The organism is Roseateles sp. PN1 (assembly GCF_038419725.1).
GTDB lineage: Bacteria > Pseudomonadota > Gammaproteobacteria > Burkholderiales > Burkholderiaceae_C > Paucibacter_A.
In genome coordinates this window covers 155,365-167,780 of sequence record NZ_JBCARA010000006.1, presented here as the reverse complement: position 1 = coordinate 167,780, position 12,416 = coordinate 155,365, and the positions used below count along the sequence as shown (strand labels likewise).

13 protein-coding genes are annotated in these 12,416 nt (G+C 62.6%); 3 read left to right on the top strand and 10 right to left on the bottom strand.

Features of this window, described 5'->3' with window-relative positions; genetic code table 11:
• Nucleotides 1-47: 47 nt before the first annotated feature.
• The 3 genes from erpA to rplM form a co-directional block, all read right to left on the bottom strand.
• Nucleotides 48-422, bottom strand: coding sequence for an iron-sulfur cluster insertion protein ErpA (erpA, locus tag AABB87_RS11640; protein ID WP_058720807.1), 375 nt, complete (start codon nt 420-422; stop codon nt 48-50).
• Nucleotides 423-651: 229 nt separating this feature from the next.
• Nucleotides 652-1,044: a 30S ribosomal protein S9 gene (rpsI, locus tag AABB87_RS11635; RefSeq protein WP_058722358.1), complete on the bottom strand. Its 393-nt coding sequence runs from the start codon at nt 1,042-1,044 to the stop codon at nt 652-654.
• A 9-nt stretch (nt 1,045-1,053) separates the two neighbouring features.
• A complete protein-coding gene (gene rplM / locus AABB87_RS11630; protein WP_058720808.1) occupies nt 1,054-1,482 on the bottom strand; it encodes a 50S ribosomal protein L13 in 429 nt (142 codons plus the stop codon).
• Nucleotides 1,483-1,801: 319 nt separating this feature from the next.
• Here rplM and AABB87_RS11625 point away from each other — a divergent pair, with 319 nt between their 5' ends.
• The 3 genes from AABB87_RS11625 to AABB87_RS11615 all read left to right on the top strand — a co-directional run bounded on the left by AABB87_RS11625 (nt 1,802) and on the right by AABB87_RS11615 (nt 4,720).
• Nucleotides 1,802-2,557: a GNAT family N-acetyltransferase gene (locus AABB87_RS11625; protein WP_341971399.1), complete on the top strand. Its 756-nt coding sequence runs from the start codon at nt 1,802-1,804 to the stop codon at nt 2,555-2,557.
• Nucleotides 2,558-2,774: 217 nt separating this feature from the next.
• A complete protein-coding gene (locus AABB87_RS11620; protein WP_341971398.1) occupies nt 2,775-3,572 on the top strand; it encodes a DUF2726 domain-containing protein in 798 nt (265 codons plus the stop codon).
• A gap of 74 nt (nt 3,573-3,646) precedes the next feature.
• Nucleotides 3,647-4,720 (top strand): serine/threonine protein kinase, encoded by a 1,074-nt coding sequence (locus AABB87_RS11615; protein ID WP_341971397.1) that lies wholly within the window; start codon nt 3,647-3,649, stop codon nt 4,718-4,720.
• Nucleotides 4,721-4,940: 220 nt separating this feature from the next.
• Here AABB87_RS11615 and kdgR read toward each other — a convergent pair whose 3' ends face one another.
• From kdgR to AABB87_RS11580, 7 genes are all read right to left on the bottom strand, one after another.
• On the bottom strand, nt 4,941-5,768 hold the full coding sequence (gene kdgR / locus AABB87_RS11610) for a DNA-binding transcriptional regulator KdgR (protein WP_341971396.1): 828 nt from the start codon (nt 5,766-5,768) through the stop codon (nt 4,941-4,943).
• A 76-nt stretch (nt 5,769-5,844) separates the two neighbouring features.
• Complete coding sequence (locus AABB87_RS11605) at nt 5,845-6,960, bottom strand: pectinesterase family protein (RefSeq protein ID WP_341971395.1); 1,116 nt, start codon at nt 6,958-6,960, stop codon at nt 5,845-5,847.
• Entirely contained in the window at nt 6,960-8,111 is a 1,152-nt protein-coding gene (locus tag AABB87_RS11600) for an oligogalacturonate lyase family protein (RefSeq protein WP_341971394.1), read from the bottom strand. Before AABB87_RS11600 ends, AABB87_RS11605 begins: the two co-directional genes overlap by 1 nt.
• 8 nt (nt 8,112-8,119) lie before the next feature.
• Complete coding sequence (locus AABB87_RS11595; RefSeq protein ID WP_341971393.1) at nt 8,120-9,406, bottom strand: ABC transporter substrate-binding protein; 1,287 nt, start codon at nt 9,404-9,406, stop codon at nt 8,120-8,122.
• Nucleotides 9,403-10,524, bottom strand: coding sequence for an ABC transporter ATP-binding protein (locus AABB87_RS11590; RefSeq protein ID WP_341971392.1), 1,122 nt, complete (start codon nt 10,522-10,524; stop codon nt 9,403-9,405). Before AABB87_RS11590 ends, AABB87_RS11595 begins: the two co-directional genes overlap by 4 nt.
• Nucleotides 10,525-10,528: 4 nt before the next feature.
• A complete protein-coding gene (locus AABB87_RS11585) occupies nt 10,529-11,395 on the bottom strand; it encodes a carbohydrate ABC transporter permease (RefSeq protein WP_341971391.1) in 867 nt (288 codons plus the stop codon).
• On the bottom strand, nt 11,392-12,276 hold the full coding sequence (locus tag AABB87_RS11580) for a carbohydrate ABC transporter permease (RefSeq protein WP_341971389.1): 885 nt from the start codon (nt 12,274-12,276) through the stop codon (nt 11,392-11,394). Before AABB87_RS11580 ends, AABB87_RS11585 begins: the two co-directional genes overlap by 4 nt.
• Nucleotides 12,277-12,416: the final 140 nt, after the last annotated feature.

Sequence of the window (12,416 nt, the reverse complement as noted above, 5' to 3'; positions counted from 1 at the left end):
AAGCCGCCCTCACAGGCGGCTTTGAACATTCAAACGAGCGTCTCGGATCAGGCCGAGAAGCTGGAGCCACAACCGCAGGTGGTGGTGGCATTCGGATTCTTGATCACGAATTGCGCGCCTTGCAGGTCTTCCTTGTAATCGATTTCGGCGCCGAGCAGGTATTGCAGGCTCATCGCATCGATCAGCAGGGTGACGCCATTCTTTTCCATGGCGGTGTCGTCTTCGTTAACGGCTTCATCAAAGGTGAAGCCATACTGGAAGCCCGAGCAGCCACCGCCCTGCACGAATACGCGCAGCTTCAATTCGGGGTTGCCTTCTTCGGCCACCAGGTCGCGCACCTTGTCGGCCGCGCTGTCGGTGAAGACCAGCGGCGCCGGCATCTCATCGGCCTGGGGGACGGTTGTTTCAAGCACTGCGCTCATGGTGTTTCCTCTCGGTTCATCAACTTATCGTATTGTCGATGAATTTACTGGGGTATGCCGTATCGCGGCCGATACAGGCCAGCAGGCGGCAAGGTTATTTCGCACTTGTCCGCACGCTTGACCATGCTTTGAGTGGCACATCGGACCGCACAAACAAACAAGGCCGCTGAAAAGCGGCCTTGTTGTTGAACCGGCCCCACATGAAGCGGGGCCAGGCCAGGAAGATCGATCAGCGCTTGCTGAACTGCTTCCGGCGACGAGCGCCGTGCAGACCGACCTTCTTACGCTCGACTTCACGCGCATCACGCGTGACGAAGCCGGCGCGGCTCAGTTCGGGCTTCAGGGTCGCGTCATAGTCGATCAGAGCGCGGGTGATGCCGTGGCGCAGGGCGCCGGCTTGGCCGGACTCACCACCACCATGCACGTTCACCTTGATGTCGAACGTCTCACCATGATTCGTCAACAGCAGAGGCTGCTTGGCGATCATGATGGAAGTTTGACGGCCGAAATAATCACCGATGGCTTTGCCATTGACGACGATTTGGCCAGTGCCCTTCTTGATGAAGACACGTGCGACCGACGACTTGCGGCGGCCTGTACCGTAGTTCCAGTTTCCGATCATCATCGTTCCTTAGATTTCCAGAGCCTTGGGCTGCTGAGCGGCGTGCGGATGCGTGGCACCAGCATAGACCTTCAGCTTCTTCACCATGGCGTAGCCCAAAGGACCCTTGGGCAGCATGCCCTTGACAGCCTTTTCCAGGGCGCGGCCCGGGTGCTTGGCTTGCATGTCCTTGAACTTGGTGGCGTAGATGCCGCCCGGGAAACCCGAGTGACGGTAGTACACCTTGTCATTGGCCTTGTTGCCAGTGACACGCAGCTTTTCTGCGTTGATGATGACGATGAAATCACCGGTATCCACGTGAGGCGTATAAATGGCCTTGTGCTTGCCGCGCAAACGGAGTGCCACTTCGCTGGCAACACGTCCGAGCACCTTGTCGGTGGCGTCAATCACAAACCACTCGTGCGTCACTTCGGCCGGCTTGGCGCTGAAGGTCTTCATGAGTTTCTTTCGAATGTTCACCCCGGCTGAGCCGAAGCAAACGTCGTATGGTTGTTTAAGAATTCCTGCAACTTCCGTTCGGTGCCGCTTATTAGTCAGCTGGGTCGGTTAGGCTTTGGCCCAATGACTTGCACTGCTCTCGCGACCTCTCACAATCAAGCGCAAAAACCTCTTCCCCCGCAACCAAGATCGGGGAAAGCCCGCCATTCTAGCAGCATTGCTTGTGTAATGCGAAGCCTTTTGTAGATCCCTCGCAAGCGCTCGCGGGCATCTGCAGTTAGTATTAGGGTTAATACCGGGCCTCACCAGGGGTCTCACCATGAAAACCACGCCATCCGCACCGAACGACACCGCAGCAGATCCTGCCGGCGCCGACCCACAGGCCGAATCCCCCATCGACGCCCCCTTGTGGAGCCCGACGGCTGCCTTCGGCCGGCTGTCGTCATGGGTGCCGATTCGTTCGCTGGCACGCCGCCACCGCCATCGCATTGCCCAGCACTTGCTGCAACTCAATGAGCGCGACCGCTATCTGCGCTTTGGCTACCCGGCCTCCGATGAGCAGATCAGCCGCTACGCCATGGCGCTGGACTTCGAGCGGGATGAAGTGCTGGGCATTTTCAACCGGCGCCTAGAACTGGTGTCGATGGCGCACCTGGCCTACGCCCCGCGGCCGCAGCGTGCGGGCCAGCCCGCGATGGCCGAGTTCGGCGTCTCGGTGTCGCAACAGGTGCGTGGTCGCGGTTTCGGCGCGCGCTTGTTTGAGCGCGCCGCACTGCATGCACGCAATCGCGGCATCGACACCTTATTCATCCATGCGCTGAGCGAAAACGGCGCCATGCTGAAGATTGCCCGCAACGCCGGCGCGACAGTGGAGCGCGACGGCTCGGAATCCGAAGCTTGGCTACGCCTGCCACCGGACACGGTGTCGTCCCACGTAGGCGAGGCGGTAGAGCGGCACCTGGCGGAGCTGGATTTCCAGTTCAAACGCCATGTGCGCGTCTTCGGCGACATCCTGGACGGGGTGGCCGAGGTGAAGTCCAAGCTCGAATCGGGCGGAAAAGCCGCCGAACATTAGGCAAGGCGCTCTAGCTCACCCCCCTGATTCGGGGGCGGCTCCACGGGCTTGCCATGAGGGCAATTCTCACAAATCTCCGCTACATTGCCGCACAAGCGCCCCAAAGCAGGCGCAGTAACGACAGTTGCGCCGCCGAGGGAATATGCCAACCGCCAATTTGTGGACGATCGCCTTTGCCCTTGCCTGCTTGGCATTGGGCTGCGCGCTGATTTGGTCATTGCGCCGAACGCCCCAGGCCAGCAAGCCGCTGCCCTCGGAGTGGGCCCTCACCGCCCGGCCGGTTTTCAGTGCCGATGAGCGCCGGGTCTACCGCCTGCTCAAAGAAGCCCTGCCCCACCACATCATCCTGTCCAAGCTGCCCCTGGTGCGTTTTTGTCAGCCCACCGAGGCGCAAGAAGTGCGCTACTGGTTTGAGTTGCTGGGCGCCATCCACGTCACCTTTGCCATCTGCAGCCCCAATGGCCGGGTGCTAGCAGCCGTGGACCTGGACAGCGACCGCGGCATTTCCAGCCGCAGCCTGCAGATCAAGCAATCCGTGCTGGGCGCCTGCCGGGTGCGTTATCTGCGCTGCCCGATGGACAACCTGCCCAGCGCTGCCGAGTTGCAGCTCTTGGTACCCTACAGCAATAGCCAGTCACGCGGGCCGCAAGCCGCGCCCGCCGGAAGCAGCCCGTCGGCGATGCGCCAGCGCAGCACACCGGCCAGAGCGGCGATGGGAGGCCGCCAGGCGACAGGGCGCCAGGGCCAGGACCTGTGGCAGGACTCGTCCATGTTCAACGACTCCTTCTTCGCCCCCGACAGCCGGATCGACCCGCAATCAGGACTTGAGCCCATGCGCCCACCTCGCTCCGGCATGAGCACCAGCATGGCCAACGGCGGTCGTGCCGGCCTGCCCATCTCGCCGGCTTTTGCTGAAGCCTTGAGTGCCGATTCGCACTACCCCGACGAAGCCCCCAACGACATCGTCGGCATGGTGGTGGACTCGCCCCGCTACGGCAACCTCGGCCCGAGATAAGCACCGAGCTTGCAGGCATAGCCTGCGATACTGAGAACGGCGCCCGCCCATTTGGTCGGCGCCGTTTTTCATTGATGAACACTGACCCCAATCGCTCCTTCGGCGCCCTGACCCCCGAGTTCATGCTGGACGCGCTCGACGCTGCCGGCCTGTTTGGTGACGGCCGCATGCTGCAGCTGAACTCGTATGAAAACCGGGTGCTGCAAGTGCACCTGGAGGATGGCCGCATCGCCGTCGCCAAGTTCTACCGCCCGGGTCGCTGGAATGATGCGCAGATTCTGGAAGAGCACCAGTTTGCGCGCGAACTCGCAGATGCCGAGGTGCCCGTCGCAGCGCCGTGGACGCTCAGCGATGTCAAAGCCCAACTCAAATTGGCCGGCGATCCCGCGACCCTGGCGCATTTTGGTGACCAACGCTTTGCCGTCACGCCGCGCCAAGGCGGCCGTGCGCCCGAATTGGAAGACCGCGAGGTGCTGAGCTGGATCGGCCGCCTGCTGGGCCGCTTGCACAACGTTGGGCGCCAACGCCCGTTTGAGCACCGCCTGAGCTGGGTCGGCGCGCAACCCGGCCAACTCGCCCGCCAGTTGCTACTGGACCTGGACTGCATTCCGATCGAAGTCTTGCCGGCTTGGGATGCCATGGCGCAAGCCTGCCTGGCCCGCATCCAGCAAAGCTTCGACGCCATTCCGGACCTGCAAACGCTGCGCCTGCACGGTGATTGCCACCCCGGCAACATCCTCTGGACGCCCGACCACGGCCCGCACTTCGTCGATCTGGACGACGCGGTGACAGGCCCGGCGGTGCAGGACTTGTGGATGCTGATTTCCGGCGATGAGCAGGCAGCGCGCCAGCAACTGTCATGGGTCTTGGAAGGTTATGAAACGGTGGCCGAATTCGATCGCCGTGAGTTGCGCCTGATTGAGCCGCTGCGCACCCTGCGCATGATTCACCACAGCGCCTGGCTGGCCAAGCGCTGGGATGACCCGGCCTTCCCGCTGGCCTTCCCCTGGTTCGGCAGCTCCAACTACTGGCACGACCAGGTCGCCAAGCTGGGCGAACAGCTCGAAGCCATGACGCCCAAGGATGAACGCCCGCTGGACGACTTCCGCGACGACGGTGCGGTGCAGTTCGACGAAGGCTTTAAGTAAGCATTCGCCTTGCGCTGAAATGAAAAAGCCCCGCCAGCTGCAACGCTGCGGGGCTTTCGCTTTCTGAGCGACCAGTCTTGATGCTCTGGCCAATGACAGTCGTAAACAACTACCTTGCATTGATGCGGTCACACGCCTGATGACTTGCCTGCTACACGCTGAGCAGGCCTAAGCAATTCGGCCCAGGCCTATCAAATTCGCAGCAACTCACAAAAGTTGTCTATGGAAGTAAGGCCTTAGGTCCAGTGTCAAGCGGGAACTTGGTGCAGCCCAGCCGTGCCGAAACATCGCGGCTGGCGGCGGTCAGCATGGCAATGATCTCGGGCGCCTTGGCTTCGTCGTAACGGAAGGTCGGGAAGGACACGCTCATGCCGGCAATGGGCTGGCCGAGGCGATCGAAGATGGGAATGCCGAGGCAGCGGATATGGTCGTCGAACTCCTCGCGGTCCTCGCCGAAACCTTGCGCCTTGACACGATCCAACTCGGCCAGAAACTCGCCCCGGTCAACGATGGTCTTGTCACGAAAGCGCTGGAACTCGGCGCCGTCAAGCACACGGTCGCGCCGCTGCGGGTGCTCCCAAGCCATCAACACCTTACCGATCGCGGTGCAATGCAGGGGCGCGCGCCGGCCGATGCGCGAATACATGCCCAGGGTGTGGCGCGAGTCGATCTTGTGCACATAGATGATCTCGCTATCGATCAGCGTGCCCAAGTGCACCGTCTCGCCGGTGGCGTCGGCCAGCATTTGCATATGGTGTTTGGAGAGGTCCACCAGGTCCGGGTACTGCAAGGCCCTGGCGCCCAACTCGAAGACCCGCATGGTGAGCCCATAGCGCTCGCTACCCGACTCTTGGCGCACATAGCCCAGGGTCATCATGGTTTGCAGAAAGCGGTAGACCGTGGCCTTGGGCATGGCCAGTCGTACCGAGAGCTCGGAGATGCCGGTTTCGCTGCGCTCAGACAGGGCCTGCAGAATGGCAAACACCTTGAGCACCGCAGCCACCGATTCGGGCTGCTGTTTGGATGAATCAATCGAATCGTCGTCCATGCGCTGATTGGCTACTTGTTGATTGCTTCGGTTGGAAGTTTCAGATTCAGAGGGACATTGTCCACTGAGCGCGCCCCTACTCCAGGAGCAACTGGTTGCGGTATTCCCCGAGGCGCTGCGAAGCGGCGTCAAAGGGTCGCCGCGAAGTGGACGCCCCCCAGCCGCGCAGGTGCGGGCCGAGTTGGCTGTCGCGGATCAGGGCTTGGCCGTTCGGCGACACGCCGGCTTGCCAAGCCCCTCGTGCCACGCCCGCATCCCAGGCCCGCCCAAGCGCAATGCTGGCCGGCGCCACGCCAGGCTCGGCCAGCAGGCGGCTGCGCTGCACCAACATGCCAAAGGGTTGCTGCGGCGCCGTGCTGGGCGCCAGCACATAACCCCCACTGCCCGGCACGCGGCGGCCGGCGCGGCTGAGGATGGTGCTGTCGCTGATCACCAGCGTGCCATTGCCGAAGATGAAGTCCACGTCGCCGGCGATCAAGCTGGCTTGCACCCACACGCGGGCCGCGTCGCCCCGCGCCTTGGCGCGCACAAAGAAGGTGTCTTGGTGGCCCAGCAGGCGCACATCCTGCAACTGCAATCGGTCACCCTCGGTCATCAGGGCCACGGCTTGCGCGCCTCCACTCTCACCGACCGCCGGCGGGTAGCCCTGGCCCTCACGCACCGCGTCCATGGCATCGTTCACCACGCTCAGGTGCGCCAGCTGAACGTCATCGCTGAAGATCGCCAAGGTGGCGCTGCCGGCGGTGCCGTACTGGCTGGCGGCAAGGTCTGGCGTGCAGCGGTTGGCAGGCGTGCCCACCGCCTTGGGCTCGGAGCTGAAATGCCCATGCACGATCTGCACGGCGGCGGCATCACCGACCTGGCCGTACAGCGTGAACGGCGCCTTGGCCTGTGCGCAGACCTGCTCGCGGTAGCGGCCGGGCTTGAGCTGGATGTAATGGCGACGCCCCTGCACCGGCAAGGCGTCGATGGCGGCTTGCAAGCTGCGATGGCTGCCGCTGCCGTCGGCGGCGACGATAAAGTCGGCACGCCAGTCTTGCGCCTGCAGCGCTTCGGGATGCCACTCGCCCAAGTAGTCGGCCTGCGTCATACCTGCGGCTTGCGATTCCGTGAGCTGCGGACGCTCTTGCGCCAGCACCTGAGCCTGCACCATGCAGCACATCATCAGAGTTAGGCAAAGCCAGCGCCGCATCAGAGATCCGCCAGAAACAGCGCCGGCTCGCCGTCGCAGTCCGAGCTGTACAGCACTTGGCGCTGGTCGGGCGTGAAGCTGGGGTGCGGATGCGTGACTTGACGGTTGCCCTTGTAGACGCGCCAGCTGCTGTCATGGCGCGCGACCTTGCGTTCTGTGCCGGCCTTGAGATCGAAGAGGTGCAGATAGGGGTCGGTCTTGATCTGGTGGCTGCCGGTGTCGGCCACATCGGCAGGCGAATCGCAGCCATCACCGATCAGCAGCGTGCCGTCGAAATTGCTCATCAGGTGCGAGCATGGCGGCATCAGGGCCAGGCGCTTACTCTCCAGCGTGAGCGGATCTAAGGAGCAGATCCAGCGCTCGCTCTGACCCTTGAGGTAAGAGACGTAAATCATGGCCGAACCGTCCGGCACCCAGAATTCATGCGTGCAAGCTTCGCCCTCGAGGTGTTGCTTGCCGCAGCGCATATTTGTGCCGTCCTCATTGATGAACCACATGCGCGCGTCCACCAAATCATGCGGGCCCTCGTGGCAGTAAGCCACCGTGTTGTCGTCGAAGGGGCGGTACTGCGGATGGCCCAGCCAACCCTGCTTCTCAAGAATGATCTCGCGCGCACCGGTCGCCAGGTCGATGCGGATCAAGCGGCAGCGCGGCTTGGCATGGAACATCTGGTGGAATTTTTGCCAGTCCGACAAGGGGAACCAGTCGTCCGCATGGATCTCGATGCCCACCATCTGAGTGCAAGCACTGTTGGACACCCAGGTGCCATAGCCCACCCAGCCCTGTGGCACGGTGTAGACCACCTCCTCGCTCAGATCATTCAGGGCCAGCCGAATCAGTTGCCGCTCGGCGCGCACAAAGTAGAGATGCCGGTCATCGGGGCTGAGAAAGCCGCCGAAGGTGTTTTCTCCAGCCTGATCGGTGAGCTGGGTGGCCACCTGGGTGCGCAAGTCCAGCAGGTGATAGTTCCAGTCACTGCCGGGCCCGAACTCGGCGCCGAAGATCAGGCGCTCGCCATCATTGGTGAAACACTTTTGATAGAAGTAGTTGCGGTGGCAGGTGACGTCCGCCGGCGTCAGGCGGGTGACGCGAGAGCCGGTGTCCGGGTCTTGGCGGGTCTCAAAGCAAAGTTGTCGGCTGTGGTGTTTCATGGGCTTCTCTATTTGATTCGCTTTAACAGGGCATTGCCCTCATCGACCAGGCGGCGGGCTGCAGCCTCGTTGCTGGTCTTGCCATAGGCGACGGTCTCAAAGACCTCTCGCATGAACTTGTGCAGGCGCGCATGCTCAAACAGCGGCGCCGGCACCGGCACGCGCCCGGCCTCACGCTGAAGCTTGATCTGCTCATGCGCGGCCAGTTCCATGGCGGGCAGCTTCTTGGCCTTGGCCAGCACCTCGAACTGCCGGGCCGCGGCCGGTACGCCGCGCGTCTTGCCCAGGATCAGGGCGGCATCGGGATCGGTGAGCAGGTAGTTGATGAAGCGCGCGGCCAACTCAGGCTGCTTGGTGTTGCGCCCCAGGGCCAGCATCACGGTGGGCCGGCCGAACATGCCGCTGGTCTTGGCATCGGGCAGGGTGGGGAACTCGCCCAGCACCAGCTTCTGCTCGCGGTTGAGCGTGGCGGCCCGCAAGGGGATGGCTGAATCCCAGGTGAAGTTGCCGGCCCAGTTGCCCACCACCCAATCCTGCTGCTGTTCGGTGGGCTTCTCGGCCCCACCGAGGCTGGCGCGCAGTGGCAAGGGTGTGGCCACATGCTCGTCTACCAGGCGGCGGTAGATGCGCACCCAGTCCAGCGCCGCGGCCTCGCTCATGGCCACACGCGGGCTCAGCGGGTCAATATAGGGCGTGCCGTACTTTTGCTGCACCCAGGCCTGGGCCAGCAGCATCATGTCGTAGAGCTCGCCGTCCAGCGGATAGGCCTGGGGCCCCAAGCGCTGCTTGAACAGCGGGCCGGCCGCGAAGAGCTCGTCCCAAGTTCGCGGCAGGGGCAGGCCAGCGCGTTTGAACGCAGCCTCGTTCCACAGCATCACGCGTGCGCTGTAGGACGTGGGCAAGGCGTTCAACTTGCCCCCCACCATGCCGGCGGCCAGGTCGTCGGCGCGGAACTGGTCCAGGGCCAGCACATATGCATGGCGGTTCAGGTCGGCGAAGCCATTGCCGCGCTTGCTGAACATGGCCAGCCAGGCCCAGTTGATCTGCATGATGTCGGGCTCGGAGCCGCCAGCGATCTGGGTGGTGAGCCGCTCCAGATAACCGTTAAAACCCATGTACTCGGCCTTGATCTTGAGGCCGGGATGCTGGCGCTCAAACGCGGCGATGGCCTTGAGCGTGGCCTCGTGCCGCGCCGCGCCGCCCCACCAGGCGAAGCGCAGCACGGTGGGTTGAGGCTGTGCCTGCGCCAGCACAGGGCTGAGCGCCAGTGCCGCAGAAAAGGTGCGGCGCCTCATCGCAGCAGGTTGACGCCGGTCTCGGCGTCAAACAAATGGCAGCGATCCAGCTGCAGGTGAAACACATGCGCGGCGCCGCGAGCCTTGCCCGCCAGATCACCCAGTTGATCGGCTGGCACCCGCGCGGTCATGGTGACCTCGCCGATGCTGAAGTGCACAAACACTTCGCTGCCCATGTGCTCGACAAAGCGCAAGGTGCAGGGCAAGGCCAAGCTGCCTTCGCGCGGCAGCGCCGTCACATGCTCGGGCCGCAGGCCAAACTTGATGGCGCCGCTGCGGCTGCGCAGTTGCTGCGTCTTGGCGGCAGGCAAAGGCAAGACCTGACCCCCAAGCACCACAGCCAGACCGTCGCCCTGCGATTGCAGCTGCGCCTCGTGGATATTCATCTCGGGCGAGCCGATGAAGCTGGCGACAAAGGCATTGGCCGGGTGGTCGTACAGCGCGGTGGGCGTGTCCACCTGCTGGATCACCCCTTCCTTGAGCACGCAGATGCGCTCGCCCATGGTCATGGCTTCCACCTGGTCATGCGTCACATAAACCACGGTGGCGGGCTGGCCCGATTCGCGCAGATTGCGGTGCAACTCGGTCAAGCGCACGCGCATGGAAGCGCGCAGCTTGGCGTCCAGATTGGAGAGCGGCTCGTCGAACAGAAACACCTCGGGCTTCTTGACGATGGCGCGCCCCACCGCCACGCGCTGTGCCTGGCCGCCACTGAGCTGCTTGGGGTAGCGCTCGAGCAGATGCTCCATCTCCAGCAACTGGGCAGCATGGCGCACACGCTGCGCCACCTCGGCCTTGGGCGTGCCGGCGAGCTTGAGTCCAAAGGCCAGGTTCTCGTACACCGTCATATGCGGGTAGAGCGCATAGTTCTGGAACACCATGGCAATGCCGCGCTGCTTGGGCGCCAGCTCGTTGACCTTTTTGTTGCCGATGTGCAGCTCGCCGCCGCTGATGGTTTCCAGGCCCGCAATCATGCGCAGCAAGGTGCTCTTGGCGCAGCCCGACGGGCCCACAAAGACCATGAACTCGCCGTCGCGCACTTCCAGGTCCACGCCATGCACGGCTTTGAAACCGTTCGCATAGACTTTTTCGATTTTCTTCAGGCTCAGATGGGCCACGGCTCTATCCTTTGATTCCACTGCTGGAGGCGCCTTCGATGAAGTGCTTTTGCGCCATGAAGAACACGGTGACTGAGGGGATCAGCGCCACCACCGAAATCGCGATCACATTCGCCCACTCGACTTCCTCGGTGGCGCCAATGCTCATCTTCAGCGCCAAGGAGACCGGGTACTTCTCCACCGAGGCCAGGTAGATCAATGGGCCCATGAAGTCATTCATGGTCCAGATGAACTGGAACACGATCACCGAGATGATGGCCGGCTTGAGCAGGGGCACGATGATGTGCCAGAGCAGCTGCAGCGCGTTGCAGCCGTCGATCTGTGCCGCTTCTTCCATATCGCGCGGAATGCCGCGCAGAAACTGCACCAGCATGAAGACGAAGAAGGTGTCAGTGGCAAAGGCCGAGGGCACGATCAGGGGCAAATAGCTGTCCAGCCAACCCAGCTCGCGGAACATCAGGTACTGCGGCAGGCGCAGCACGATCAGCGGCAGCATCATGGTGCCCACCATGACGGAGAACAGCAGCTTCTTGCCCCAGAACTCAAAGCGCGCGAAGGCATAGGCCACCAGCACGCAGGAGATCACCGTGACGATGATGCGCGGGATGGTGATCAAAAAGCTGTTGAGGAAGTAGGTGGCGAAGGTGTACTCGGTACTGGTCTTCCAGCCCTTGGCATAGGCGCCAAAGTCGAAGCGACTGGGCCAAAAGCCGATCTCACTGAAGATCTCGCCATTGCTCTTGAAAGAGGCCCCCACCAACCAGAGCAGCGGGTAAAGCATCACCAAGGCCACCAGGCCCAGCGCCAGGTAGCGCAGCCAAGGACTGCCGCGCTCGCGATTCAGCACCAGGGTTTCTGCGCTGCGCGTCATTTGCGATCCTTCTCACCGGAGTAGAAGACCCAGTACTTGGAACTCCAGAAGGAGAAGGCACTCAGGCCACCCACCAGGGCGAACAAGACCCAAGACAGCGCCGCGCCATAGCCCAGATTGAAGAAGCGGAAGCTCTGGTCGTAGATGTAGAGCGCCAGCACATAGGTGGAGCTCAAGGGGCCGCCCTCGGTGATCAGATAGGGCCCGTTGAACTCCTGGAAGGCGTGCACCATCTGCATGATGAGGTTGAAGAAAATAACCGGCGTGATCAGCGGCACGGTGATGCGCCAGAACTGCTGGAACTTGCTGGCGCCATCGCATTCGGCCGCTTCATACAGCGACACCGACACGTTTTGCAGCGCTGCCAGAAAGATCACCATGGCCGAGCCGAACTGCCAGGTGAACAGCAGCACGATGGTCCACATGGAGTAGTGCTCATCGGCCAACCAGGCGATGGGCTCGATGCCCATTTGCGAGAGCAGCAGGTTCACCAAGCCATTCTTGGAGAAGATGAAGCGCCACAGCACCGCCACCGCGATCGAGCCGCCCAAGATGGACGGCAGGTAAAAGGCCGAACGGAAGAAGTTGATGCCGCGCATCTTGAAGTTCAGCACATGGGCAATGAAGAGCGCGAAGCCCACACGCAGCGGCACGGCCAGGGCCGCGAACAACAGCGTGACGCCTAGCGATTTGCGGAACAGCGGGTCGCCGGTGGCCAACTCCTGATAGTTGGCCAAGCCCACGTACTCCGGCGGGTCGATCAGGTCGTATTGGCTGAAGCTGAGCGCGAAGCTCGCCACAAAAGGGAAGAGCTTGAACAGCAGCACGCCCAGCACGAAAGGCAGGACGAACAGGAAGCCCAGCCGTTTGTTTTCATACATGCACCGTGTCTCCGGCGGTGATGGTTGAAGCTACGACACGCTGGTGTTTGTTTTCCAGCGGAGCCCGCGGATCCGGCTTTGCCGAACCGCCGGGCTCGCCCCCTTGAGGGGACGTGCGCAGCGCGTAGGGAGTGGTGGGT

Coding starts and splice junctions, on each gene's coding strand:
- erpA (WP_058720807.1), bottom strand. CDS start 422: ATGAGCGCAGTGCTTGAAACAACCGTCCCCCAGGCCGATGAGATGCCG.
- rpsI (WP_058722358.1), bottom strand. CDS start 1,044: ATGATCGGAAACTGGAACTACGGTACAGGCCGCCGCAAGTCGTCGGTC.
- rplM (WP_058720808.1), bottom strand. CDS start 1,482: ATGAAGACCTTCAGCGCCAAGCCGGCCGAAGTGACGCACGAGTGGTTT.
- AABB87_RS11625 (WP_341971399.1), top strand. CDS start 1,802: ATGAAAACCACGCCATCCGCACCGAACGACACCGCAGCAGATCCTGCC.
- AABB87_RS11615 (WP_341971397.1), top strand. CDS start 3,647: ATGAACACTGACCCCAATCGCTCCTTCGGCGCCCTGACCCCCGAGTTC.
- kdgR (WP_341971396.1), bottom strand. CDS start 5,768: ATGGACGACGATTCGATTGATTCATCCAAACAGCAGCCCGAATCGGTG.
- AABB87_RS11605 (WP_341971395.1), bottom strand. CDS start 6,960: ATGCGGCGCTGGCTTTGCCTAACTCTGATGATGTGCTGCATGGTGCAG.
- AABB87_RS11600 (WP_341971394.1), bottom strand. CDS start 8,111: ATGAAACACCACAGCCGACAACTTTGCTTTGAGACCCGCCAAGACCCG.
- AABB87_RS11595 (WP_341971393.1), bottom strand. CDS start 9,406: ATGAGGCGCCGCACCTTTTCTGCGGCACTGGCGCTCAGCCCTGTGCTG.
- AABB87_RS11585 (WP_341971391.1), bottom strand. CDS start 11,395: ATGACGCGCAGCGCAGAAACCCTGGTGCTGAATCGCGAGCGCGGCAGT.
- AABB87_RS11580 (WP_341971389.1), bottom strand. CDS start 12,276: ATGTATGAAAACAAACGGCTGGGCTTCCTGTTCGTCCTGCCTTTCGTG.